Annotated in this window: 24 protein-coding genes; 5 read left to right on the plus strand and 19 right to left on the minus strand. The window is 44.3% G+C overall.

Annotation, left to right across the window (positions count from 1 at the left end):
• The 5 genes from EO131_RS11010 to EO131_RS11030 all read right to left on the minus strand — a co-directional run.
• A partial coding sequence (locus tag EO131_RS11010) for a Calx-beta domain-containing protein (protein WP_164731675.1) occupies positions 1-563 on the minus strand: 563 nt, incomplete at its 3' end.
• A 144-nt stretch (positions 564-707) separates the two neighbouring features.
• Complete coding sequence (gene fabD / locus EO131_RS11015) at positions 708-1592, minus strand: ACP S-malonyltransferase (protein ID WP_127021835.1); 885 nt, start codon at positions 1590-1592, stop codon at positions 708-710.
• A 142-nt stretch (positions 1593-1734) separates the two neighbouring features.
• Complete coding sequence (locus EO131_RS11020) at positions 1735-2250, minus strand: gamma carbonic anhydrase family protein (RefSeq protein ID WP_127021837.1); 516 nt, start codon at positions 2248-2250, stop codon at positions 1735-1737.
• 109 nt (positions 2251-2359) lie between these two features.
• On the minus strand, positions 2360-3091 hold the full coding sequence (locus EO131_RS11025) for a LytR/AlgR family response regulator transcription factor (protein WP_127022939.1): 732 nt from the start codon (positions 3089-3091) through the stop codon (positions 2360-2362).
• Entirely contained in the window at positions 3091-5307 is a 2217-nt protein-coding gene (locus tag EO131_RS11030; protein ID WP_127021839.1) for a tetratricopeptide repeat-containing sensor histidine kinase, read from the minus strand. The genes EO131_RS11025 and EO131_RS11030 overlap by 1 nt, the downstream gene beginning before the upstream one ends.
• Positions 5308-5505: 198 nt before the next feature.
• Here EO131_RS11030 and EO131_RS11035 point away from each other — a divergent pair, with 198 nt between their 5' ends.
• Positions 5506-6678, plus strand: a complete 1173-nt coding sequence (locus tag EO131_RS11035) for a vWA domain-containing protein (RefSeq protein ID WP_127021841.1) — start codon at positions 5506-5508, stop codon at positions 6676-6678.
• 78 nt (positions 6679-6756) lie between these two features.
• Here EO131_RS11035 and EO131_RS11040 read toward each other — a convergent pair whose 3' ends face one another.
• Entirely contained in the window at positions 6757-7752 is a 996-nt protein-coding gene (locus EO131_RS11040) for a PorP/SprF family type IX secretion system membrane protein (protein WP_127021843.1), read from the minus strand.
• Between the two features lie 128 nt (positions 7753-7880).
• Here EO131_RS11040 and EO131_RS11045 point away from each other — a divergent pair, with 128 nt between their 5' ends.
• From EO131_RS11045 to EO131_RS11060, 4 genes are all read left to right on the plus strand, one after another.
• Positions 7881-8777 carry a NifU family protein gene (locus EO131_RS11045; RefSeq protein WP_127021845.1) on the plus strand — a complete coding sequence of 299 codons (897 nt, stop codon included), beginning with the start codon at positions 7881-7883 and terminating at the stop codon, positions 8775-8777.
• Positions 8778-8847: 70 nt separating this feature from the next.
• Positions 8848-9048 (plus strand): dodecin family protein, encoded by a 201-nt coding sequence (locus EO131_RS11050; RefSeq protein WP_127021847.1) that lies wholly within the window; start codon positions 8848-8850, stop codon positions 9046-9048.
• A 65-nt stretch (positions 9049-9113) separates the two neighbouring features.
• Positions 9114-11222 carry a thioredoxin domain-containing protein gene (locus EO131_RS11055; protein ID WP_127021849.1) on the plus strand — a complete coding sequence of 703 codons (2109 nt, stop codon included), beginning with the start codon at positions 9114-9116 and terminating at the stop codon, positions 11220-11222.
• Between the two features lie 76 nt (positions 11223-11298).
• Complete coding sequence (locus EO131_RS11060; RefSeq protein WP_127021851.1) at positions 11299-12126, plus strand: mechanosensitive ion channel family protein; 828 nt, start codon at positions 11299-11301, stop codon at positions 12124-12126.
• On the opposite strand, the gene tsaB is transcribed toward EO131_RS11060, so the two are convergent.
• The 13 genes from tsaB to EO131_RS11125 all read right to left on the minus strand — a co-directional run bounded on the left by tsaB (position 12123) and on the right by EO131_RS11125 (position 24524).
• The gene (tsaB, locus tag EO131_RS11065; protein ID WP_127021853.1) at positions 12123-12800 is read right to left on the minus strand and encodes a tRNA (adenosine(37)-N6)-threonylcarbamoyltransferase complex dimerization subunit type 1 TsaB; all 678 of its coding nucleotides are present in this window, start codon (positions 12798-12800) and stop codon (positions 12123-12125) included. The two genes, EO131_RS11060 and tsaB, sit on opposite strands and share 4 nt — an antisense overlap.
• Positions 12801-12819: 19 nt before the next feature.
• On the minus strand, positions 12820-14169 hold the full coding sequence (locus tag EO131_RS11070) for a TolC family protein (RefSeq protein WP_127021855.1): 1350 nt from the start codon (positions 14167-14169) through the stop codon (positions 12820-12822).
• A gap of 42 nt (positions 14170-14211) precedes the next feature.
• Positions 14212-15324 (minus strand): efflux RND transporter periplasmic adaptor subunit, encoded by a 1113-nt coding sequence (locus EO131_RS11075; RefSeq protein WP_127021857.1) that lies wholly within the window; start codon positions 15322-15324, stop codon positions 14212-14214.
• A 35-nt stretch (positions 15325-15359) separates the two neighbouring features.
• On the minus strand, positions 15360-16559 hold the full coding sequence (locus EO131_RS11080; RefSeq protein ID WP_313790037.1) for an ABC transporter permease: 1200 nt from the start codon (positions 16557-16559) through the stop codon (positions 15360-15362).
• Between the two features lie 59 nt (positions 16560-16618).
• Positions 16619-17848 carry an ABC transporter permease gene (locus tag EO131_RS11085; protein WP_127021861.1) on the minus strand — a complete coding sequence of 410 codons (1230 nt, stop codon included), beginning with the start codon at positions 17846-17848 and terminating at the stop codon, positions 16619-16621.
• A complete protein-coding gene (locus EO131_RS11090; protein WP_127021863.1) occupies positions 17841-18542 on the minus strand; it encodes an ABC transporter ATP-binding protein in 702 nt (233 codons plus the stop codon). The genes EO131_RS11085 and EO131_RS11090 overlap by 8 nt, the downstream gene beginning before the upstream one ends.
• Positions 18543-18651: 109 nt before the next feature.
• Complete coding sequence (locus tag EO131_RS11095) at positions 18652-19752, minus strand: efflux RND transporter periplasmic adaptor subunit (RefSeq protein WP_127021865.1); 1101 nt, start codon at positions 19750-19752, stop codon at positions 18652-18654.
• Between the two features lie 36 nt (positions 19753-19788).
• The gene (locus EO131_RS11100) at positions 19789-21045 is read right to left on the minus strand and encodes an ABC transporter permease (RefSeq protein ID WP_127021867.1); all 1257 of its coding nucleotides are present in this window, start codon (positions 21043-21045) and stop codon (positions 19789-19791) included.
• 25 nt (positions 21046-21070) lie between these two features.
• Positions 21071-22315, minus strand: a complete 1245-nt coding sequence (locus EO131_RS11105) for an ABC transporter permease (RefSeq protein ID WP_127021869.1) — start codon at positions 22313-22315, stop codon at positions 21071-21073.
• 102 nt (positions 22316-22417) lie between these two features.
• Positions 22418-22630, minus strand: coding sequence for a hypothetical protein (locus EO131_RS11110; RefSeq protein ID WP_127021871.1), 213 nt, complete (start codon positions 22628-22630; stop codon positions 22418-22420).
• 4 nt (positions 22631-22634) lie between these two features.
• Complete coding sequence (locus EO131_RS11115; RefSeq protein ID WP_127021873.1) at positions 22635-23171, minus strand: DUF420 domain-containing protein; 537 nt, start codon at positions 23169-23171, stop codon at positions 22635-22637.
• Positions 23168-23911: an SCO family protein gene (locus EO131_RS11120; protein WP_127021875.1), complete on the minus strand. Its 744-nt coding sequence runs from the start codon at positions 23909-23911 to the stop codon at positions 23168-23170. The genes EO131_RS11115 and EO131_RS11120 overlap by 4 nt, the downstream gene beginning before the upstream one ends.
• Positions 23892-24524, minus strand: coding sequence for a hypothetical protein (locus tag EO131_RS11125; RefSeq protein ID WP_127021877.1), 633 nt, complete (start codon positions 24522-24524; stop codon positions 23892-23894). The genes EO131_RS11120 and EO131_RS11125 overlap by 20 nt, the downstream gene beginning before the upstream one ends.
• Between the last annotated feature and the right edge of the window lie 26 nt (positions 24525-24550).

Consider the following 24550-nt stretch of genomic DNA (forward strand, 5'->3'; position numbering starts at 1 on the left):
TTCACCGTTATCGCGGAGCCCGTGCCGTTCACCGCATCCAGGCTAACCGTATATTCGCCCGTGTCCAAGGGGTTCTCAGCCGCAGCGTTGTCCGTGGCCGTTATCGTCGCGACAAATGCATCATCATTTGTTAATGTAATTGTAGATTGATCTGTAATATCAACAGGGATTGCATTTCCCTGAAGATTATTCATGGAAATTGTCAAATTTTCATCAGGCTCAACTGTGGAATCAGAAGTAGGAACTAAATCAAAAGATTGAACTTCTCCTATTGTTCCAGCAAAAGTTAAAGTTTGACCAAGTATTTGGGTATAGTCATTATCAGCTAATGTGGCAGATCCGTCTGTGGAGTTTACATCCACGGCAAAACCTCCTGCAACTGCAATATCTAAGGTAACAGAAACGGTTATTGCACCTCCATCTTCAGCACCGCTTGCATCAGAAATGGTCAAAGTTTGCCCATACCCCAGAACTGCAACAAACAAGAACAAAAAAAACAGGATTTTACCCCGACCGAAGCTGGTAAAGGGTGGATTTGAGGGTTTTTTAAGCAAGGACAACATCCTACAGTCAGATTTAGTTTCTTTCTATGGTGCCATTGCAAGAGTAGGTAACTTGGGAGCCTCCAATATTACGAAAAAGGAGAGGAAACCCCGCTACCAATTAGTTTAAATCTCTATTTATTCGGATAAAGTGTCGGCCCGTTTTTAGGAAACGGTGGCGGAACTGGTTTCGGCCTCTGGACTGATTTTTTTCACCAAGCCCTGAAGTACCTTTCCAGGCCCAACTTCCACAAAGTGGGTTGCGCCATCCCTCACCATTTGTTGCACGCTTTGCGTCCATTTTACGGGGGCCGTCAGTTGCAAGATCAGGTTCTTTTTGATTTCGTCGGCATCGGACACAGCAGTGGTGGTCACATTTTGATAGATCGGGCAACTTGGTGTACCAAATTTGGTATTTTCAATGGCTGCGGCCAGTTCTTCACGTGCCGGCTCCATCAATGGGGAATGGAAGGCACCACCCACAGGCAGCAACAAGGCTCTTTTTGCGCCGGCTTCCTTCAAACGCTCACAGGCCACGTTCACCGCATCCACCTCACCGGAAATCACCAATTGTCCCGGACAGTTATAGTTGGCGGGCACCACAATTCCTTCGGTTTCGGCACAAATCGATTCCACAACGGCATCCTCCAATCCCAAAACGGCTGCCATGGTACTGGGTTTGATCTCGCAAGCTTTCTGCATGGCCATTGCCCGTTGGGAAACCAATTGCAATCCGTCCTCAAAATTAAGGGTGCCGTTGGCCACCAAAGCAGAAAATTCACCCAAAGAATGTCCTGCTACCATGTCCGGTTTGAAGCTATTCCCCAAGACTTTGCTCAAAATCACTGAATGCAAAAAGATGGCAGGTTGGGTCACTTTGGTCTGTTTCAAATCCTCCACTGTGCCTTCAAACATGATGTCGGTAATGGAAAAGCCCAAAATTTCATTGGCGCGTTCAAAAAGTTCCTGTGCCACGGAATGGTTCTCGTAAAGATCCAATCCCATTCCTACAAATTGTGCTCCTTGTCCTGGAAAAATATATGCATTCATCTTAGTCGTGTTTTTTGAGTGGGACAAAAATAGGGAATATTCTCAGATGGCGTTTCGGATTGATGGATTGATGGATTGATGGATTGTTGGATTGTTGGATTGTTGGATTATTGGATTGTTGGATGGTTGGAGTTTTCGATTGTTAGTCTTCCTTGAACCAACTGGCGTATTTGACATAGTTGTTGGCAATCCGGTCAATTTCCCCTTTGCTGAGTTCGGGACTGATGTCCTTGATCTTCTTGGCGGGCATCCCCGCATAAATACTACCGGCTTCCACATGGGTTCCTTTAGTGACCACGGCACCGGCGGCGATGATGGAATTGCTCTCTACCACACAATCATCCATTATGATACTCCCCATCCCCACCAACACATTGTCCTTTAAGGTGCAACCATGCACTATGGCATTGTGCCCAATGGACACATTGTTGCCTATGGTGGTCGGGGACTTTTCATAGGTGCAATGGATCACGGCCCCATCCTGTACGTTTACCTTATTGCCCATTTTGATGTAATGGACATCGCCACGGACTACGGCATTGAACCAAATACTGCATTGGTCGCCCATGGTGACCTCACCCACAATGGTGGCATTTTCGGCCACATAGCAATCCTTTCCCATTTTTGGGGATTTTCCCCTCACTGATTTTATGATCATGCTTTTACACTTTACTTTATACAACATCTCGACTGCGCTCGATGTGACAATTTTTTTTCAGATTTCACCCAGTTCCTTCGACTCCCGCTCAGGAACACAGCCCAACAATTTATTGAAAATACGACAGTAATTCGGCTTTTTTGGAAGCGGATACGGAAAGCTCCTTCCCATTGGACAGTACCACGCTACCGCCCTTTCCTTTTTTGTATTTGACCACTTCGGTCACATTGACCAAATAGGATTTATGGATACGCGCAAATGGATAAGGTTGCAAGGCATCTTCAAAATACTTTAACGTTTTGCTCACCACTATTTTCTTTTTGTCCAAATAGATTTCGGTGTAATTATCGTCGGCCTTACAGAAAAAAATATCCCCTACTTCCAACACTTGGAAACCATCTTGCTGGGGCAGGGTGATCTTGCCTTCCGCCTTTAATGGTTTGGCTTTGAGCACTTGGCCTTCCAAGGCATTTTCCTTTTCCTTGATGGATCGTACATAATCCACCGCCTTGATCAGCTCGTCAATATTGATGGGCTTCATCAAATAGTACGCAGCATGCTGGTTGAGAGCATCAATGGCATATTGGTTGTATGCGGTAACGAAGATGGTTTCAAAATTTCGCTCGGGGATGCGCTCCAATAGATCGAACGCATTGCCAAAGGGCATTTCCACGTCCAAAAATACCAAATCCGGTCCATGGTTCTGGATGGCTTTCAATCCTTCCTCAATATTGGCAGCCTCACCCAAAACATCCACCCCATTGCAATACTTGGCCAAATAGTTACGAAGGATTTCACGGCTGTTCATTTCATCCTCCACGATGATTGCCCTGAGCTGCATCATTGTTTTTTAAGTTTGAGGGACACTTTGGTCCCGGTTTGGTTTTCATTAAGGTCGGAAATGGAAACCTCCACCCGGTTCTTGTACATGTTGTTCAAGATTTCGATACGTTTTTTGATATTGCCCATTCCCTTGCTCTTTTGTTTGCGTTGGTTGGTTGTTTTCAATGCGGCTGACTTTTTACGGCCTATTCCATTATCGGTAATGGTAATCTCCAATACATCGGAAGTGATTTCACGCACGTTTATCTTCAAGAAACCCTTTTCTTCCTTGTAGCGAAGCCCGTGCCAAATCGCATTTTCAATATAGGGCTGCAATAACATGGGCGGAATCTGAAAAGCGTCCATATCCACGCTATCGGCCACTTGGATCTCGTACTCAAACTTGTCCGCAAAGCGGGAATGTTCCAGTTTAACATACAGTTCCAACAACTCCAATTCCTTGGTCAAGGGAATAAAATCTTCCTCCGAATTTTCAAGCACACTACGCATAAGGACCGAAAACTCACTAAGAAACCGGTTGGCACTCCGTTCATCACTTTTAGCGATATAGGTGTTCACCGAATTGAGCGCATTAAAAATGAAATGAGGGTTCATTTGGGTACGCAGCGACTTTAGGGCCAACAAATTATTGGCCAATTTTTGCTGTTTGTTGCTACGGTAGTACAAAAAGGCGGTAAAGGCCAACAGGGCAATCCCGAACAAAAGGGAATAGATGATCCATTTTTGCCTCTTGCTGGTTTCCTCGAACAATTGTTGCTCGGTAACGGCCAAATTGTACTTGCTCTGGGAAAGCTGGCGCTCTTGCTCCAAGCTGGAAATGCGGTTTTGCGTATTGGCAATTTCCCGATTTAAACGGGCTGCCCGCGACAATTCCTGTTCCTTACGGACGTACAGGCTATCCACCACTGCTACATAATCTTGGTATGACGCCAGTGCTTTGGTGAAATCCCCGGTATACTTGTAGACTTCGGACAGCTTTCGGGTGGCGTCCTTCTGGACCACCAAATCATCTTCTTTATCGGCCTCCACTATACTTTTCTCCAAGTACGGAATAGCTTCATCCAACTTTTCTTGGGCAATGTAGGCGTTGGCTATTTTGTAATTGATTCGTTGGCTGGTAATGGTATCTGCGCCTAGGAAACCGGGCTGTGCTTCCGTAACGCTTCGCTTGGGCAATTGTTTCAATTCGTTTAGGGTGCTCTTCCGAAGCTGGATCTCATCGGCATACCTACTTTTTTGATTGTAGTAATCGGCCACCTTTTCGCTTTCCTGGATTAAGCGTTCCGGGGCCACTTTGCGGGAAAGGTTCAGTGAGTTTTGATAGAATCCTTCAGCTTCGACCAAGCGATCTTCATAGGCAAAAACATCCGCCATTTTCGAGTTTAGGTCGATTACCTTTGGTGAAATCTGGTTTTTCTCCGCAATGGTAAGCCCCTGTTGGTAATAATCCAATGCTTTTTTGGCATTGGCCAATCCTTTGTTCGCATCGCCCAAGGCTTCGTATAATTCAACGCGCTGAAAGGGTACCATATTTTTCATGTCGATCAAGGGCAACAAGGTGGATTCCGCATTTTCGTACTCCTTGTTCAACACATAGGTTTTGCCCAACAGCAATTTGGTGGTGTTGGACTGTCTGGCGGCCAGTGCATCCTTAAAATTCGTTATGGCCAGATCATACTGCTTATGGTACATATAGATTTCTCCCAAAGCGGACAATGATTTTGACAATTCGGCCTTATACCCCGAAGACCCCAAAGGTTCTATCGAGCGGGCAATAAAGTCAATACTTTTCTCAAAATCGGTTTTCTTGTACTGGTTGGCAGAGTCCAAAAACCGTTGATGGTCCAATAGCGCATTTCCAGCACTTTTGGTTTCCCTTTTTGCCCTTTTGGAGGCACTGGCATCTCCATAGCCTTCCACCAGTACATCAATATCTTCCTCGGAAGTAATACGATGACGGACCGTTTCAATTTCAGGGCTTTCAAAAACAATAATATCACCAATGGCGGCCTTGATCTTAAACTCACCCAAGCTATTGGTTCGGGCATAACTACCTTTATTTGTGGATATCTGGACACCTGAAATGGGGGCATAGTTTTCCTTGCCCTTAACCGAACCCCTGATCTCCACTTCCACCCGGGCATTGTCCACTTGGGAAAACGCCGGAAGTGTCGCCAGCAAGAACAATAGTATTATGTAAAGCCTTTTACCCATAATTCAAGTAAACTTAGTTCATCCGAAGCGTATTAAAAAATGGATTTTTGCCGAAACGGTCGCTTACAAGGACCTATTTGACCCCTTTACGCAGTGGCTGGCCCGCATGGCTCATTCAAAATGCCCGTTCACTCGATCCTGGTTTTTATTGCAGAAAGTTGCCGATACATTTAGAGCATCAATAAAAATTATTGCATCATGAAACATTTGAATAAATTAATAGGAACCGCTTTTGTTTTGCTAGCTACAAGTACCAGCTATGCCTGTAACTTGAAGGCACAAACCAATGACAACACTGTACTCGTTACAAAATCCACTCCTGAAAAACCAAGCAAGCAGTTCGTGAAAATTGCTTTGTTGTTGGACACCAGTAATAGTATGGATGGTTTGATCAACCAGGCCAAGGCACAGCTTTGGGATATTGTGAATGAGTTTACCCATGCCAAATGTGGCAACCAAACCCGCCCCGACCTTCAAATTGCCCTTTACGAATATGGCAACGACAATCTTTCTTCCCGCGAAGGGTATATCCGTCAGGTACTCGGTTTTAGCCATGATCTGGATGAAATCTCCGAAAAACTCTTTTCCCTGACCACCAACGGGGGCGAAGAGTATTGTGGGGAAGTTATCCACACCTCTTTAAAGCAATTGGATTGGGGGAAAAATCCCGATGACCTTAAAATGATCTTCATTGCCGGCAACGAACCTTTTACCCAAGGTAAACTGGATTATAAGGACGCAGCGATAAACGCCAAGGAGAAGGATGTGATTGTAAATACCATTTTCTGTGGAAATTATGAGCAAGGCATTTCTACTATGTGGAAAAGTGGCGCTGTATTGACGGGAGGTGAATATATGGCCATCGACCACAATCGACAGGTGGTGCACATCAACACTCCCTACGACGATATCATCATCCGTTTGAATGCCAAATTGAACAAAACCTACATTTCCTACGGAGCCAGGGGGCTTGAGAAGAAAGCCCTTCAGGCAGCTCAGGATTCCAACGCAGCCGAACTGGAGGAAGCAGTGGCGGTACAGCGAACCGTGAGCAAAAGTTCCCGATTGTACAAAAACTCCCAATGGGATTTGGTCGATGCCGTTGAGGATAACGAAACCATCATTTCTGAAATGAAAGACGAAGACCTTCCTACAGAACTTCAAGGAAAAAGTGAAACCGAAATCAAGGCCTACATTGCTGATAAAAAAGCGGAACGCGAAAAAATACAGAAGGAAATCCAGGAACTCAATGCCAAGCGGGAGGCTTATATCGCCCAAAACCAAGCGGCACAAAAAGGAGAATTGGAAAATGCCATGCTATCTGCCATTAAAGCACAGGCTTCCAAGAAAAATTTTAAGTGGGATAATTAACGCATGTCACATCGAGCGCAGTCGAGATGTCATAAAAGTTCTCGACTGAGCTCGAACCGACATCTATTCGGGATTATCCTAATTATTCGCAGCGGGACAGTAGCAATCGTAACGTTTGCCATTGTCGCTCTGACCAAAATCATAACCCAACGTAATTTGGTGGAATCCTCCATTGTCAAACCGAATATCCCCTGACTGGTAGGAATAGTTGTATGAGAATAGGAACCGGTTCACATTCACCCCAATGATCGGGGTAAACAATTGCAAGCGTTGCTCGCCAAAATTCCCATTGGACTGAAATTGTGCCCCATCAAAACTACGTCGATAGGACAACCCTGCCCAAACAGTCCCAAAACTTACATCCTTGTACACCTTGGCATTCAAATCCACGGTCTTTTCCTTGGTGAAATCGGTCATTTGAAACAATATGGATGGCTCGATTCGTGTATTGCGACCAAAAACGTAACCTGCCGACAATAAATACCTTCGTAAATTATCAAACTCGGCCGCTGTGTACAAGTCACGACCACTTCCCAAAATATTTAAAATGGCGGCGTGGGCATAAAACTCGAAGAGGTTATAGGAAGCCCCTAAATCCACGTTGAAATAACTTGTGGTATTTTTTACCCCGGTCACTACGGGGTCGGGAATCACGGAACGAAACTCGGTTTCGTCCAAACTGCTCAGAATCACCCCTGCACTCAACCCAAAGGACAATTGATTCAAGGTCCTGAAATCGCCACCCAATTGCAGGTGGTGCGCATAGGTTGCCTTAAAGCCCGTCTGGGAATGATATCCGTTGGAATCATTGAACAAAATACCACCGATACCGCTTCGTTCCCCTACCCTCGAATTGATATTAAACGTTTGAAGACTGGGTGCTTCATCTACATTGAACCATTGCTTTCTCGCTGTAAGCCGAATTTTGGTTCCCTCGGCAATTCCGGCCATGGAAGGATACACCAAATAGTAGTTGTCCGCCAAATAGTCAAAATATACGGGAATACCTTCCTGCGCCTTGGCAAAAAACCCAAAAAGCAGGGCGATGAGAATCGAGGACAAATTGCGTCTCATGTGAGGTCTGGGGCTAATGGTTGTGACTTAAAACGAATCAAACACTATGATAACGGTTTGTGATGTACATTATTATAATATTTTGTTGCTGATGACAACTATTGGTATTTTTGCATCAAATAGGAACAATGAAAGAATATAACATTACGGTTGTTGCCACCAACAACCCGAAGATACTAAAATTTGAGGCCAACCATTTCTTGGTCAAGGGCCAATACGAATATAAAAATATTGATGAGGCCAAGGATTCGCCCTTGGCGCAGCAACTTTTTTACCTTCCCTTTGTAAAAACGGTGTACATCGCCAGCAATTTTGTAGGCTTGGAGCGTTTCGACATTGTGGAATGGGACGATGTTAAACATGAAGTGGCCCAACAGCTTGTGGAATACCTAAATGCTGGGGAACCCATTGTGCAAGAAGAGGATTCCAACAAAAAACAGCCGATAACCGTTTATGCCGAAGTAACGCCCAACCCGGCCGTGATGAAGTTCGTCTGCAACAAACGGATTGTTCCGGCAACTTTTGAGTTCAAGAACATCGATGAGGCCAAAAATTCGCCCTTGGCGAGTGCCTTGTTCCATTTTCCGTTTGTGAAGGAGGTCTTCATGGACGAAAATTATGTTTCGGTAACCAAATACGAAGTGGCCGATTGGGAAGAAGTGAACATGCAACTCAGGGAATTCATCCGTGATTTCTTTTCTGAAGGGAAGGATGCCGTCGCTGCAGAGACCATCCAAAAATCCAATGCCACCAAACAGCAGCAGCGGACCGAAACCAACTACGATGACACATCGCAGCAGATCATCGATATCTTGGAGGAGTATGTCAAGCCTGCCGTGGCCAGTGATGGGGGCAATATCCAATTTCAATCCTATGAAGCGGAGAGCGGCACAGTCAGTGTAATTCTCCAAGGGGCCTGTAGTGGATGCCCTTCTTCCACATTTACCTTAAAAAATGGTATTGAAACCATGCTCAAAAACATGATGGGCGACAAAATACAGGAAGTGGTTGCGCTGAATGGTTAAATTAGTCAACAGGTCAGGTCATATTCCGGTCAATTTTTGTTATCTTGAAGAAAACTAAAAAACATTGACCATGGCAGTATTAAAAGTTATTGAAGTATTGGCTAATTCCGATAAAGGCTGGGAAGACGCAGCCAAAAATGCATTGGAACAAGCCTCCAAATCCGTAAAGAACATTCGCTCAGTATATATTAATGAGCAGAGTGCAACGGTAAAGGATGGAAAAATTGACGATTACCGTGTTAACGTCAAAATTACCTTTGAGGTGAAATAGCACTGAATCCCATTTGAAAGTGTGTCCCTTTAAGGGGCACATTTTTTTTAACCCAATTTGAAGGAATGCACAAAAAGTTACCTCACTTACTCCTAATTTTGATGGTAACCTTTGGTTGTAAACAAAAATCCAACGAAGTGACCTACAAACACACCAATGCCCTTATCAACGAAACCAGCCCCTACCTGCTTCAACATGCCCATAATCCCGTAAACTGGGAGGCTTGGCAAGCCGAGGTTCTGGAACGGGCCAAAAAAGAGGACAAGTTGCTGTTGATCAGTATCGGTTATGCGGCTTGTCATTGGTGCCATGTCATGGAAAAGGAATGCTTTGAGGATGAGGCCGTGGCCCAGCTGATGAATGAGCATTTCATCAATATAAAAATTGACCGGGAAGAACGGCCCGATGTGGATCAAATCTATATGGATGCCATCCAAATGATCTCTGGCAACGGCGGATGGCCCCTGAACATTGTGGCTTTGCCCGACGGCAGACCCTTTTGGGGCGCAACCTATGTTCCGAAGGATAATTGGGTCAAATCGCTTCAGCAGCTGGCCGAATTGTATCAAAAAGACAAACCCAGGATTGAAAAGTACGCCTCCGATCTGTCCAATGGCCTACATGCCATCAATTTGGTGGAAACCGACACCGAAAGCGATCTATTCAACCTTGATCAATTGGACGCTGCAGTACATAATTGGTCCAATTATTTCGATACTTTTTTGGGTGGACACAAACGGGCCCCCAAGTTCATGATGCCCAACAACTGGAATTTTCTTTTGCATTATGCCACGGCCATGGATCGGCCCGACCTCATGGAGTTTGTGGATACTACCCTCACCCGAATGGCCTATGGCGGTGTGTACGATCATGTGGGCGGCGGTTTTTCGCGCTATGCTGTGGACACCAAATGGCACGTGCCCCATTTTGAAAAGATGCTGTACGACAATGGCCAATTGATCAGCCTGTATGCCAAGGCCTACGCCGTATCCAAAAACCCGTTGTACAAAGATGTTGTAGCGGGAACAATTGCCTTTACCCAAGAAGAACTTTTGGATGAATCCGGAGGGTTTTACTCCTCGTTGGATGCCGATAGTTTGGATGAAAATGGTGAATTGGAGGAGGGCGCCTATTATGTTTGGACCCAAGAGGAACTACAATCGCTTTTGAGCAACGATTTTGAATTGTTCCAAGCCTATTTCAATATCAATTCTTATGGGCATTGGGAAAGCGGCAATTACGTTTTGATCAAAGACAAATCCGATGATGCGATTGCAGCAGAATTCAATCTGTCGGTACCTGAACTGAAATCGAAAATCACAGCTGCACTTTCGAAACTCAAAAAGGAGCGCAACAAGAGGTCCAAACCTAGGCTCGATGATAAAATATTGACCTCTTGGAACGGGCTCATGCTCAAGGGACTCGTGGATGCCCATCGCTATGTGGGCAACGACGATTATCTGGAAATGGCCCTCAACAATGCCCATTTCATAAAGAAGGAGCTCATGAAGAGCGATTATTCCCTATTCCGCAACCATAAAGAGGGGAAAAGCAGCATCAATGCCTTTTTGGAAGATTATGCCATTGTAATCGATGCCTATATTTCGCTTTACGAAGTCACTTTTGACATGCAGTGGCTCCAGACGGCCAAAAACCTGTTGGACCACACACGAGACCATTTTTACGATGAAACATCAGGCATGTTTTTTTACACTTCAGACAATGACCATTCGTTGATTCGAAGAACGATAGAAACCGATGACAATGTGATATCTTCCTCCAATTCGATAATGGCACATAACCTTTTTAAAATGGACAAGCTTTTTGCTGAAGAAGGTTATGACACCATCGCCAAACAAATGGTAAAAAACATCCAAAAAGATTTTGAGCAGCGGGCACAGGGATTTGCCAATTGGCTCGACCTGGCACTTCTTCTTAACCAAAATTTTTATGAGGTCGCCATCGTGGGCAAGGATTATAAAACATTGGGTGAAGAAATTGCCCGGGCTTATGTTCCGAACAGCATACTTGTTGGCAGCCCCAAAGATGGGGCTATTGAACTACTCCAAAATAGGTTTGCCGAAGATCTGACCTTGATCTATGTTTGCCAGGAAGGTGCTTGTAAATTGCCCGTGGACACGGCCAGCAAGGCTTTACAACTTGTGGGCAACTAATATTAACATTTGTTTACCTTTCTTTTTTTTTAATTCAAATCGATATTTCTTAGGTTATAAAAAAACAGAAACCATTATGAACGCATTTGAAAACTACCAAACTTATATTGATGAAGCCGTAGATTGGACTTTAGGCGTGCTGCCCAATTTGATCACGGCCGTTGTAATTTTTATTGTCGGCTATTGGATCATCAAGCTGATCAATAAAATGGTCCGTCGCTTTTTCGCCAAAAAGGATTACGAAGAAACCTTGGAATCCTTCCTTCAGAGTTTTATCAGCATTGCCCTAAAAGCACTTCTATTTGTATTGGTCGTGACCCAACTTGGGGTAAAAACCTCTTCTTTGGTGGCCATTATCGGTGCGGCCGGTCTTGCGATTGGTCTTGCACTGCAAGGGTCGTTGGCCAATTTTGCCGGTGGGGTGCTCATCCTCATTTTCAAACCTTTTAAGGTCGGGGATTTTATTTCGGCACAAGGTATCGACGGCACCGTTAAGGAAATTTCCATATTCAATACCAAATTGAGCACGTTCGGCAACCAGATTGCCATTCTTCCGAACGGACAATTATCGAATGGGAACATTGTCAACTACAACATGGAAAGTACGCGTCGGGACAAAATTGACGTGGGAATCGGTTATGGCTCCAACATTAAGGAAGCTAAAGATATCCTCCTCAAAATCTGTGCAGACAATCCGAATATCAATACCGAACCTGCCCCAGAAGTATACGTAGGCGAACTGGGTGACAGCTCCGTAAACCTTACCTTGCGCTTTTGGGCCAATACCGATGTGTTCTGGCCAGCCCACTTTTATGTGATCGAACAAACCAAACTTCGCTTTGATGCTGCAGGTATCGAAATTCCATTCCCACAACGAGTTATGCACCAACCTGTAAAAAGTTAAACCTTTTTCTTGCTTTGGATAACGAAGTCTTTTAAATAGTAAGGCTCAAAATAGGCCACGTCCTCAAATTGCTTTGCCTGAAATTTTTTAAAGGCCAAAGCAGCCATTTCCCTTGCTGAGGGAACAATGGTTGCGTCAAACTGAAAATTGGGGTGTTCCAGAACACCCCTACATTTTTCTGAACCACTACCGATAAGATAAACTTTTGAAGTCGATACATATTCCGCAAAGGAACCTTCATCAATAATTTCAGCACGGGTTTCCCGAATTTCTTGGTAATCTGCATCATACACGCAGGAATATACCTCCATACGACGGGCATCCAAAACTGGAATCACAATTTCACCAGCTTGGAGTTCAACTTGGCGCGCCATACTTTCCAGGGTGGGAATGGAAATTAATGGAACATCCAGCGAAAAACAGAGTCCCTTAACTGCAGACACACCTATACGCAATCCGGTATAGGAACCCGGGCCCTTACTGATGGACACAGCATCAATGTCCGAAAATGACAAAGAAGCCTCTTGCAAGGCTTCTTTGATAAAGATGTGCAATTGTTCCGAATGGGAATAATTTTCCGCATTGTTCTCCTTTAGGGCAATAATCTTATCATCCTTGGAGATGCTTACGGAGCAATTGGTCGTTGCTGTTTCTAAATTCAATAGTATGGCCATAGCGGCCACAAATATACTACTAGTTCAATGCAATGGGCAAACCAAAATAGAACTCCAATATCTTTAATCGGAAAATATAATCGTATTTGGTTCGAATCACATCGGCCCTGGCATTATCCACCCTGGCTTGGGCCTGACTAAAATCGAAGGCATTCATCAAGCCGTTGTCATAACGTTCCTTAGCATAATCATAGGCCAATGTACGGGCTTCCAAGGTTTTCAACGCAGCTACGTAAGCCTTTTCAAAAGTGCTAACATCAACATAAGCCTGTTGAATGGTGTTTTCCAGATCCAACTTGTCCTGCTCAAACTGCAACTTGGCCTTTTCCAAAGTAATCTTGGATCGTTTTACGTTGTTTCTGGTGCTCCAGCCATTGAAAATTGGAATGTTCAACTGGGCCCCATAACTGATACCATCAAATATCCATAACTGATCGGTAAAGTTTGGAGTATAAACCCCACCATTACCGTCAGGAATTTGGGTTACATCAGAATACCTTGATCCATATTGAAAGAAAGCGCCGAGGGTAGGCAAATAGGCCCCCTTGGCGATCTTCAAATCCTGTTCAGCCAAATCCACGTTGGATTGGGAGAATTTGATATCGTTTCTAAAAGACAATGCTTTGTCAAAAATCACCTTGGGGGAATTTTTTAAAATGTCCGATGGTGGAATCTCGAATTCTTCCTCTGCGATATCGAAGTTCTCATAATCAGTTATCTGTAATAATTGTGCAAGATTTACACGGGCAATCAACACGTTGCCCTCTCCGTTAACAATCTGTTGCTCTTGGTTGGCAGCGGTAGCCTCAATTTCCAACAAATCCCCTTTGGGCAACACTCCGGACTCGACCAATTCCTTGGTTCGTTTCAAATCTTGCTCGGTGACGGCATATTGCGCCTTAAAGGTCTTCAATTGCTCCTTGCCGGACAATACCTGCAAATAGGCATTTGCCACGTTCAATCGAATATCATCCTTTAGATTATCCAGACGGTATTGGTTCGCAATGGCATTCATTTTGGCACGGTTCATCTGATGGATGTTCCGCAAACCATTGAATAAGGTCACGTTGGAACTCAATCCAGCATTTACGTTGAATGCCGTGCTGTTTGTTGGCAAGTTATTGGTTGGGTTAATGGAAAAACCCGTGTTGCTGGAAGCTGACGCCTGACCATTCAACGTGGGCAATAAATCACCCAATGCATCCGACTTGTCTATTTTGGCGTTTTCAAGATCCAGTTCAAACTGTTCTATGGTCAGGTTGTTCTCCACTGCATAGGTCACACATTCCTCAAGTGTCCATTTGCGCATTTGTGCTGTGGACAAGGTAACTGTGAACAACAGTAGTATGATCGTTATGCTATTTTTCATTCGTTTTTTGATTTTTGTTCTTTAAATATTGGTTAGCCATTCTTAATCTTCATCCGATTTTTTCTCAAGCTTGTTCCAAACTTTGATCTTGGCGTCCTCATCGATTCCGGAAACAATTTCTACATCAATACCATCACTCACACCCAATTCCAGGTCTTTTCTTTCAAACTTGTTTTCGCCTACCTCAACTTCCACATAAGGCTTTTCGGTTTCTTTATCGAACTGTAACAAAGCTTCTTTTATCGCAAGTACATCCTTTTTCTCTTCCAGTACAATGGATGCGTTGGCACTGTAACCGGCCCTCACATAAGAAGTAGAATCTGGAATCTGCATATCCCCTTCGATCTTGAACTGGACCGCGCCTTCTTCCTCAACACCTTTGGGTGCGATGAACTTCAATTTGGCCTGGAACTTTTCCTCTTCCAGGGCACCCATGCTGATTTCCAACGGCATGCCCACATGCAGTTTACCTACTTCGGCCTCATCCACTTCGCCTTCAAAGATCATTTTGTTCATATCGGCAATGGTGGCTATGGTGGTACCATCATTAAAATTGTTACTTTGGATGACTTGGTCACCTTCTTTGACCGGAATTTCCAAAATAGTTCCGGAAACCGTCGCACGTATGTTGGTGTTGGCACTTGTGGACCCACCGGCAGATCCTTTTCTGATGATCTGATAGTCTGCCTGGGCATTTTTCAATTCCTGGGTTGCCTGATCAAAGGTCAACTTCAGGTTGTTGAAATCTTGACTGGAAATCACACCTTTATCAAACAGAGCCTTATTACGATCGTACTCAATCCTGGCATTGTTCAAGGCCAATTCTGCATTACGCACCCTACCGGCAGCTTGGTTGAGCGATTGCTCATTGGGCACCACTTTGATCACGGCAATCAAGTCGCCAGCCTTCACTTGGGTACCTTCTTCCAGCATTATCTTATCGATAATCCCGGAAATCTGCGGTTTGATGTTGATTTCATCCTCTGGAATCACTTTACCGGTCACAATGACCTTGTTGACGATGTCCTTGCGTTCCACCGTTTCAGTTTTATAGAGTTCTACGGGTGTACTGTTCTGTTTAAGAAAGTAAACAATGGCGGCCAAGATCCCGATGACCACTACTCCAATCAATCCGTATTTTACATACTTGTTCATTATCGTTTATTTGATTCGTTATTTATAATAGTTGATTATTCTTCTCTCAATGCTTCTATGGGGCGTACCTTAACGGCCCGGTTTGCCGGCAATAGTCCTATCAATACGCTAAGTCCTACCATCAATATGAATGAAACTATGAACTGGGGCACACTGATCATTGGATTCACGAAGGGGAAATCATCCCCACTGCCCCACATGGAATTCATAATGGATAGGATGCCCACTGCGATGGCAAAACCGACCAAGCCAGCAAATGCTGTCAATACGATGGCTTCCACCACAATTTGACGTTTCACGATTTTAGGGGTGGCCCCCAATGCCCTTCGAACCCCAATCTCCTTGGTACGCTCCTTTACAGTGATCAGTAGAATATTACTGATGGCAATTACACCTGCCAACAGGGTAAAGATGCCCACAAAGAAGGAGAACCCTTTTAACACCGTGGTAAAGGCGGTGATATTGTTGAATATTTCCGACATATCGAAACTGCCAATGGCACGTTCATCGTCCGGATGGATATCGTATTTCAACTTTAAGATATCCTTGATCTGTTTTTCCACAACCGCTACTTGGGTTCCCTCTTCCACTGCAATGGCCATCCAGCCCATTCGGTCCCCGGAATTGAATGCTTTTTGGAAAGTGGTAAATGGAATGAACACCGCATTTTCACCATCGATATTGATATTGTTGTTCGGTTTGTAGATGCCCACCACCGAAAAGTAGATGCCGTTGATACGGATTTCCTGACCTATGGCTTCTTCCCCTTTGTCAAAAAGCAGTTTATAGGTTTCTTCACCGATAACACACACCTTTTTGGAATCATCGATATCGGTCTGGTTCAAGAACCTACCTTCCACTAATTTCTTTTTGGTGATATTATCGATTTCAGGAAAGTCCCCATACACCGACGAACCACTGGTTTGTCCATTTCTGTAAACAGTTACGACGCCACGATGGCTCCCCAACTCAATTCGTGGTGCCAAAACTTCAATTTCTGGAATCTGCTTTTTCAAGATTTCGGCATCTTCAATTTTATAACGTATACGTCGCCCACGTTCAAAACCTTTGTAAGGCATTGAGGTCTGCTGCCCCCATACAAACAAACTGTTGGAGGCTGTACCCGCAAAAAGTTTATTGAACCCATTGCTCATGCCATTGGCGGAACCAAGCAAAAGCACCAATATGATCATGGCGAAAATCACACCCAGCATGGTCAAGAACGTACGAAACATGTTCTTGCCCAGTGTATGAAATATTTCAAACCATAAATCCCTGTCGAATAACCACATAATTATTTATCGCTTAGTGCTACAATTGGTTTAACGTTTGCCGCTTTCATGGCCGGAATCCAACCCGCCAAAACTCCAGCAATGATCAAGATGATGGTGGCCGTGATCACTGTGGATGCATCCACCGATGGATTACTGAAGGCCGGGGATTGTATTGTGGGCCCAATGGCAGCCAGGATCATCCATGCGAACAACAGTCCTACAAAACCAGAGAGGGTGGTGATAAAAACCGACTCCAACAATACCAGGTTAATTATTTGATTTGGTCTTGCACCCAATGCCTTTCGCACCCCTATTTCCTTGGTTCGTTCTTTAATGGTAAAAACCATGATATTGCCAATCCCAACAATACCTGCAATCAATATCAAAAAAGCAACCCCAATCCCAATCCCATTCAATACAGCCGTAAAACTGCTGATATCATCAAAAGCCTGAGCATAATTAAATATGTAAAGGCCAGCCTGATCATCTGGATCGATCCGATGTCTTCGCTTCAGTAAAACCTCCAGTCTATCTGAAAATTCCAGTGCTGTGGAAATATCATAGGTTGGATTGTACGTCAAAGCAATCATATTCACATCATTGGTATTCCCGTATATCCTTTGGTAGGTGGAAATGGGTGCATAAATTCGTCGTTCCGCATTATCATCACCATCATCAGTAAATATGCCAATTACCCGGAAGGGCAAATTGTTCAACTCCACAAATTTGCCCAAGGCATCCTCATCCTTAAAAAGATCTTCGGCCACCTTTCTTCCAATAACGGCCACTTTGGCCTTGTTCACGATATCGGCCTCGTTTACATACCTGCCGGCAACAACCAATGTTTTTTCAATGGCCTGGTGATCTGGGCTTGTCGCTTGAATCTGATAGGATCCGGTTTCACTTTTATATCTCGCAGCTGCATTCGCGTAATATCTGGCACTGATGTATTCCACATCCTCAGGAAAACTTTTTTTGATGTATTCAACATCATCGTTCTTCAATTGGATACGGCGACCAGCTTCAAAGCCACCATAAGCTTTGGAGGTTACACCAGGCCGTACAAAAATGGAATTGGTGGCGTCGTCATTGAACTGATTGTAAAAACCGTTCTGCATCCCATTGACGGAAGCCAACAACATCACCAAAATGAAGATGGCCCACCCCACTGAAAAACCCGTAAGGAACGTCCTTAGCTTATTGGTCTTGATGGTATTGAAAATCTCTTGCCAAATGTCGCGATCAAACATACTGCTCTGCCCTTACTTGTTCGATTTTTTTATCCTCTACGATCACACCATCCTTTAGGTGCACAATACGCTTGCACATGTGTGCAATGTCTTCTTCGTGGGTAACCACCAAAATAGTGTTGCCCTCATCGTTTATTTTCTGGATCAAAGCCATTACTTCATAGGAGGTCTTACTGTCCAAGGCACCTGTTGGCTCATCGGCCAATAACACTTTTGGCTCCGCTGCCATGGCACGTGCAATGGCCACCCGTTGTTTCTGTCCGCCGGAAAGCTCGCTGGGCAAATGGTGCGCCCAAGGCTTCAATCCCACTTTATCCAAATATTGCATGGCCTTTTCCTGACGTTCTTTTCTGGGCACTTTTTGGTAGTACAATGGTAAGGCCACATTTTCCAATGCGCTCTTATAATTGATCAGGTTAAAGGATTGGAAAACGAAACCCAAAAACTTGTTTCGGTATAGGGCCGCTTTGGTCTCACTTAGGTTTTTGATCGGAACGCCATCCAAAGTATATTCCCCCGAATCGGCACCGTCCAGCATTCCCAAAATGTTCAAAAGGGTAGACTTACCCGAACCTGAAGATCCCATAATGGCGACCAACTCCCCGTCCTCTATATTAAAATTGATCCCTTTCAAGACATGAAGGGAGTTGCTACCCATTTTATAGGATTTATGAAGATCTTTGATTTCTATCATGATTGGTTATGTTAGCTATCGATTTTTAACCTCTTGCTTGTTAGACCTACAAGTTGTTAAAATGTTACAGCAATTGTTTAAATATTTTGTTAAATGATTGATTAACCGATTATTCCTCAGCCAAAGCGTTCCAGATTTTTACTTTATCACTTGCCGACAGGCCAGATTTGACCTCCACGAAAATGCCATCGCTCACACCCAATTCCACCTCACGACGCTCAAATTGTTGGGGGGCCGTTTCCACTTCCACAAAGGGCTTTTTGGATTCATCATCAAATTGCACCAAAGCTTCTTTTATGGCCAACACACCATCAGCCCGTGCCAAAATAATGGATGCGTTGGCACTTAAGCCGGCCCGTATGAACGTGGTGTCATGTTTGGTGAGGCTGCCCTTTATTTCAAACTGGATAGCACCGTTCTCTTCTTTTCCCTTTGGGGCGATATAATCCAGAATGGCATCAAAAACCTTGTTTTCTATGGCACCGACCGTAATTTCCAAAGGAAGGTCTTCCTTGATCTTTCCTACTTCGGACTCGTCCACCTTTCCTTCAAAGATCATTTTATCCACATCGGCAATAGCGGCAATGGTGGTACCCTCGTTAAAGTTGTTGCTTTCGATTACCTGGTTGCCGACCTCCACGGGCACTTCGAGTACCATACCACTTACCGTGGCGCGGATCATGGTATTGGCCGCATTGCTCAAGCCACTGGTGGTACCGGTTTTTACAATATCATACCGCTTGTTGGCAGCAGCATAGGCTTGTTTCGCTTGATCGTACGATACTTGGGCGCGTTCCATGTCGGCCTTGGAGATCACTCCTTTCCCGAACAAAGTGGATTGCCGTTCAAAATTGCGCTTTTGATCATCCAGACTAATTTTGGCCTCATCAATTGCATTCTTGGCATCGTTCAACGCAGAAAGATTGGGCACGACCTTGATACGGGCCAACAGGTCGCCGGATTTGACATAATCGCCACCTTCCACAAAAATTTCTTCGATCACCCCAGAAATATTGGGTTTAATTAATACTTCCTCCAAGGGAAGAATACTACCTGTTGCCACTGCTTTTTTCACAATGGTCTGGGTGGATGGGGTCTCGGTTTGGTACACGATCGGGTCTTCCGCATTTTTTTGGTAGAGATAGTACATGGAGCCACCGAACACGATCACGATGAGCAACAAGATGACAATGGTTACCGATTTTTTCATTTTAGTCCTTTATTTATTTTGATTGATTTTTCACTTTTATTCTGTTCGTAACGCCTCAATGGGCCTAACCCTTATCGCACTCTGTGCGGGAATGAAACCAGCCAACAGCCCGGATACCATTAAAATGGTCAAAGCGCCCGACACAACACCTACACTCACACTGGGGCTCATGAACATATCCACAGGCCCCACACTGTCCAACAGCGAGTTGATTCCGAAAATGACCAACGAGCCGAAAATAATCCCAACCATGCCCGATATCAGCGTAAGGAAAATGGATTCCATCAGAATCTGTTTTTTGATGGACCAAGGTTGTTCGCCCAGCGCCCTACGGATGCCTATTTCCTTGGTGCGTTCCTTAACCACAATGAGCATAATGTTACTGACACCGATGATACCCGAAAGCAAGACCATAATACCCACGATGTAGGCCACCGCTTTTAGCGCGCCAAAAAGACTTTCCACACGGTTGTATTGCTCGTACAGATCAAAATAACCAACCGCACGGGTATCCTCGGGATGTACCTTGTGCCTTTCCTTCATCACACTGACAATTTTATCCTTCAATACCGAAATGGAACTGCCATCATTGGCCGTAATCGCCATCCACCCGACATCTTCACCCCTGTTAAAGGCTTGGGAAAACGAAGTAAAAGGCACAAAAATTTCCTTTTGACCTTCCTCCCCACCTCCGCTATTGTTCTTTTTATAGGTACCAATAACCATGAAGTTCACCCCTTGGATTTTGATATAAGTCCCCAGCGGATCCTCATCTTTATCGTATAAATCGTTCTTGACCCCCAATCCAATTATGGCCACTTTCCGTTTTTCGGTGATGTCGTTGTAGTTCAAAAACCGGCCAGAGGTCACTGCCATGGGATCTTGATTGATGATTTCAGGATAATCGCCATACACGTTGTAGGCACCCGTCCGGATACCACGCACCACATTATTGTTGCCACCAAAACCACCCAATTGGTTTCTTGGGGAAATAAAACGAAGGTTGGGCACATTGTCTCGAATCGCCTGCACATCACTGATTTTGAACTCGAATCGTCTGCCCTGTGGCAATCCTTCGTAGGCCCTGGTGGTGGCCCGGGTCCACATGAACATGGTGTTGGTGGCTATATCGCCGAAATCCTTTTTTATGCCATTTTCAAGACCCTTCCCTGCTGCCAACAATACAATAAGAATAAAGATGCCCCAGCAGACGCCAAAGGCCGTGAAGATTGTGCGCCAAACGTTGCTCGTTAGCACCTCCAAGATTTCCCGCCATCTATCTTTATTAAACATCGTTGGTTGTTGGTTTTATAGTTTCTTATTCATCCCGAAGGGATTCTATGACCTTCACTTTTGCCGCACGATAGGCTGGCACAAATCCTGCCAGGGTACCTGCTACGATCAATACGAGCACGGTTGAGAAGGCTACATTAAAATTCACGGATGGATTCAAAACGTAATCGACCTCAATATTGGGTCCGACCAGTTCCAATAATGCCATACTAAAAATAAGTCCGCCAAACCCGGATATAGCTGTTACAAAAATGGCTTCGTGCAAGATCATTCCGATGATGGACCAAGGTTTGGCCCCGAGTGCCTTTCTGATTCCAATTTCCCGGGTGCGTTCCTTCACCACGATCATCATGATGTTGCTCACACCCACCACTCCGGCAATGATGGTACAAATGCCCACAAACCAGAAAAATAATTTGATGTTATTGGTAAGGCCGTAGTACCTTTTGGCCTCTTCCATGGCACTCCATACCTCCAAAGCACTGCTGTCCTCTGGGTCGATGGTGTGCACCTGTTGCAAGTATTCCTTAAGCCCATTTTTGAAGTTGATGGCCTGGGCCACTGCCTGATCAAAATTATCGACGGGCGGGAGCGTAAAGGACATGTTGTTTACCCGGTTTCCTCCATTGAACGCTTTTTGTGCGGTGGTAATTGGAATATAGATACGCTCTTCTTCCCGTTCCTCCATTTCCTTGAACACTCCAATTACCTTGAAAGGTATACCTGAAATGTCTATAAACTCCCCAATGGGCGTATCGACCTCATGGAAAACATCTTTTTTGATCTTATTGCCGATGATGGCCACTTTTCCGGCACTTATTTCATCCTGATAGTTGATAAACCGACCTTCCAGCATGGAGGCATTTTCGATAAATTGAAAATCTGCGGCAACACCCTGCACACCATAGATCAAGGCCTCTTTGCCATAATTAACGGTTATACCGCGAACAAAGATGCGCGAGGAGCCATATTCAATATCACTTTTGAACATGGCATCGGCATTGTTATAATTTTCGTTTACCAGTTGAATACGCCGGCCAGGATTGAGCCCTTTGTATTCTTTGGAAGTTACCCCAGGCCATACCCATATACTAGTGGAGGCATCTTCTTTGAATTCATGCTCGATTCCATTGCGCATGCCTTGCCCAAAACCCAAAAGAATTACCAAAATGAAGATACCGGAGGCCACGGAAAGCCCGGTTAAAAAAGTGCGGAGTTTGTTCTTTCGTATGGTGTCAAAGATTTCTTGCCACCGCTCCAAGTCGAACATGGGTTAGCGATTTTTGATTGATGAAATACGCAGGCGTACATCTATTAGATGAAAAAAATCGCAAAATGTTACACTAAAACCGCAAAAAAGTTGAGGAATGGTTTACCCTCTCATCTTTCTGTAGATAAAATAAAAAAGTCCGGCCACCAAAACATAAGGAAGGGCCATGAGATATACAATGCCATTGTTGATACCCTGAGCTGTTTTTCCATCGGCCTCGCTCTCCACCACGGCCCTGCACATGGCACACTGGGCCTCTGCCAAAGACGGAAGAAGCAAGAGCAAAACAACAACCAACAAGAGCTTTCGGTTCATGGCTTTAGAATTGATAGTAGGGGGAAATCATCAGATACACGATAACACCGGTAACTGCCACATATAACCAAATGGGGAAAGTGTATTTTGCCCAAATTCTGTGGCTCTCGAAATCGTCCAAATAGACCTTCGAATAGGTGATCAATACTAAAGGGATTACCGAGATGGACAGAACGATGTGTGTCATCAAAATAAAATAATACACATATTTCCAAAAACCATCGCCTCCGTAAATGGTAGTTTCCGAAGTCATGTGATAGGCAACGTACATTACCAAGAAAAGAGCGGAAAGTACAATGTTGGTGGTCATTAATTTTTGGTGCAGGGATTCCTTGCCATTTTTAATGGCAACCACTGCCACAACCAACAAAATGGCCGTAATGCCATTTATAGTGGCATATATTGGTGGTAGAAAAGATAGCGGTTTTGCATTGGGTATCTTATACCCAAACAACAATGCCACAACCAATGGAATCGCAATGGAAATCACTGTGATCCATTTGTTGAATTTTTTTTCCCTTAAAGAAATTTCCTCGGTCATTCTGCCAATAGTTTTTTAATGTCCTCTTTTAAAATGGTAATCTGCTGGGATTCACCTTCATCATTTACTCCCTGCTTTTCTGTTATGGTTCCGCGGTAATAAATTAATGGGTTACCGAACTGATCCTCACGGGAACGAATATACCCATTTTTGTCCACCAATGCGAACATCCCTGAGTGCTCAAAACCTCCCGGAGCATCCTGTTCCTCACTGGCATAGATATAAAATCCTTCTTGAGCCAATTGATATATTTTGTCCCTGTCGCCAGTCATTAAATGCCAGTTTGCATTGGTAATACCATACTTTTTGGCATACTTTTTCAATATTGAAGGGGTATCATATCTTGGATTGATGGTAAAGGAGGCTACTCCGAAATCTTCCTCCGTTTGAAACATTTGCTCTATGGCGACCAAATTCTCGGTCATTATCGGACAAATGGTGGGGCAGGTAGTGAAGAAAAATTCTACTACATACACTTTGCCCAAATAATCGGTGTTGGTTACCAACACACTGTCTTGGTCATAAAATGCAAAATCGGGCACTTTTCGTTTTTTTCCGTCGTTGACCACAAAGGCCAATGGCTTGTGCTGCATTCCTGTGCTCATACGGTCATTTTCGACCATGGTACCTCCCTTTATCCGCTTGGTTATTTCGTAAACGGCAAAGGTGCCGAACAATAAAATGATCGCGGACACCCACACGTAGGTATACTTCTTTTTACTATTTGCTCCTGTTGGCATTGTTCTTTTTTAAAGCAAGGCGATACTCGGCCAAGATAATCTTGACATCGTCCACCATTTTATTATTGAGTTCGGCTACGGAAGTTGTATCAAAACCGTATTTAAGGCCTTCATCCTCATCGTCTTCCCTACCTCTAAGATTACGCTCTTTATCAATTATAAAAACATAAGGAGTCGCCAAATTATCATCAAGGGAAAGATTGGTACCCAAGCTCTGAAAGAGGTCTTCAATCTGTTCCGAGGAACCAAATGTAAAATTCCATTTATCCACTTCCGATAATTCACCCAATTCCTTTTTTAGGGCCGCCGCTTTTTCTTCATTGCCATGGGTCACGACCATTATCACTTGAAAGTCGTTAAAATCACCGAAGCGCTTGTAAATTTTTTGATTGAGATTGAAGGCATTTCCTTTTTTGGCGTTCACATCATTTCCCAAAAATCCTAGAATGGTAATTTTACCATCAAGAACCAGGCTCCCGTCCAGTTCGGATACATCGGAGACATTTTCTGTCAGTACCGGTAGCTTTCCGAAGTTGTTTACCCCCGAGGCAAAAAAGAGATAGGCCACAATGGGAAACACAAAAAGGATAACAAGAACTACAGTTTTTTTCATAGCATTCTCAACTGTACAAAAATAAA

This window comes from Flagellimonas beolgyonensis (assembly GCF_003992615.1).
Taxonomy (GTDB): Bacteria; Bacteroidota; Bacteroidia; order Flavobacteriales; family Flavobacteriaceae; genus Flagellimonas; species Flagellimonas beolgyonensis.

What these genes read in the sequence shown, in the direction of transcription:
- fabD (WP_127021835.1), bottom strand. Translation starts at nt 1,592, where the DNA reads ATGAATGCATATATTTTTCCAGGACAAGGAGCACAATTTGTAGGAATG.
- EO131_RS11020 (WP_127021837.1), bottom strand. Translation starts at nt 2,250, where the DNA reads ATGATCATAAAATCAGTGAGGGGAAAATCCCCAAAAATGGGAAAGGAT.
- EO131_RS11025 (WP_127022939.1), bottom strand. Translation starts at nt 3,091, where the DNA reads ATGCAGCTCAGGGCAATCATCGTGGAGGATGAAATGAACAGCCGTGAA.
- EO131_RS11030 (WP_127021839.1), bottom strand. Translation starts at nt 5,307, where the DNA reads ATGGGTAAAAGGCTTTACATAATACTATTGTTCTTGCTGGCGACACTT.
- EO131_RS11035 (WP_127021841.1), top strand. Translation starts at nt 5,506, where the DNA reads ATGAAACATTTGAATAAATTAATAGGAACCGCTTTTGTTTTGCTAGCT.
- EO131_RS11040 (WP_127021843.1), bottom strand. Translation starts at nt 7,752, where the DNA reads ATGAGACGCAATTTGTCCTCGATTCTCATCGCCCTGCTTTTTGGGTTT.
- EO131_RS11045 (WP_127021845.1), top strand. Translation starts at nt 7,881, where the DNA reads ATGAAAGAATATAACATTACGGTTGTTGCCACCAACAACCCGAAGATA.
- EO131_RS11050 (WP_127021847.1), top strand. Translation starts at nt 8,848, where the DNA reads ATGGCAGTATTAAAAGTTATTGAAGTATTGGCTAATTCCGATAAAGGC.
- EO131_RS11055 (WP_127021849.1), top strand. Translation starts at nt 9,114, where the DNA reads ATGCACAAAAAGTTACCTCACTTACTCCTAATTTTGATGGTAACCTTT.
- EO131_RS11060 (WP_127021851.1), top strand. Translation starts at nt 11,299, where the DNA reads ATGAACGCATTTGAAAACTACCAAACTTATATTGATGAAGCCGTAGAT.
- tsaB (WP_127021853.1), bottom strand. Translation starts at nt 12,800, where the DNA reads ATGGCCATACTATTGAATTTAGAAACAGCAACGACCAATTGCTCCGTA.
- EO131_RS11070 (WP_127021855.1), bottom strand. Translation starts at nt 14,169, where the DNA reads ATGAAAAATAGCATAACGATCATACTACTGTTGTTCACAGTTACCTTG.
- EO131_RS11075 (WP_127021857.1), bottom strand. Translation starts at nt 15,324, where the DNA reads ATGAACAAGTATGTAAAATACGGATTGATTGGAGTAGTGGTCATCGGG.
- EO131_RS11080 (WP_313790037.1), bottom strand. Translation starts at nt 16,559, where the DNA reads ATGTTTCGTACGTTCTTGACCATGCTGGGTGTGATTTTCGCCATGATC.
- EO131_RS11085 (WP_127021861.1), bottom strand. Translation starts at nt 17,848, where the DNA reads ATGTTTGATCGCGACATTTGGCAAGAGATTTTCAATACCATCAAGACC.
- EO131_RS11090 (WP_127021863.1), bottom strand. Translation starts at nt 18,542, where the DNA reads ATGATAGAAATCAAAGATCTTCATAAATCCTATAAAATGGGTAGCAAC.
- EO131_RS11095 (WP_127021865.1), bottom strand. Translation starts at nt 19,752, where the DNA reads ATGAAAAAATCGGTAACCATTGTCATCTTGTTGCTCATCGTGATCGTG.
- EO131_RS11100 (WP_127021867.1), bottom strand. Translation starts at nt 21,045, where the DNA reads ATGTTTAATAAAGATAGATGGCGGGAAATCTTGGAGGTGCTAACGAGC.
- EO131_RS11105 (WP_127021869.1), bottom strand. Translation starts at nt 22,315, where the DNA reads ATGTTCGACTTGGAGCGGTGGCAAGAAATCTTTGACACCATACGAAAG.
- EO131_RS11110 (WP_127021871.1), bottom strand. Translation starts at nt 22,630, where the DNA reads ATGAACCGAAAGCTCTTGTTGGTTGTTGTTTTGCTCTTGCTTCTTCCG.
- EO131_RS11115 (WP_127021873.1), bottom strand. Translation starts at nt 23,171, where the DNA reads ATGACCGAGGAAATTTCTTTAAGGGAAAAAAAATTCAACAAATGGATC.
- EO131_RS11120 (WP_127021875.1), bottom strand. Translation starts at nt 23,911, where the DNA reads ATGCCAACAGGAGCAAATAGTAAAAAGAAGTATACCTACGTGTGGGTG.
- EO131_RS11125 (WP_127021877.1), bottom strand. Translation starts at nt 24,524, where the DNA reads ATGAAAAAAACTGTAGTTCTTGTTATCCTTTTTGTGTTTCCCATTGTG.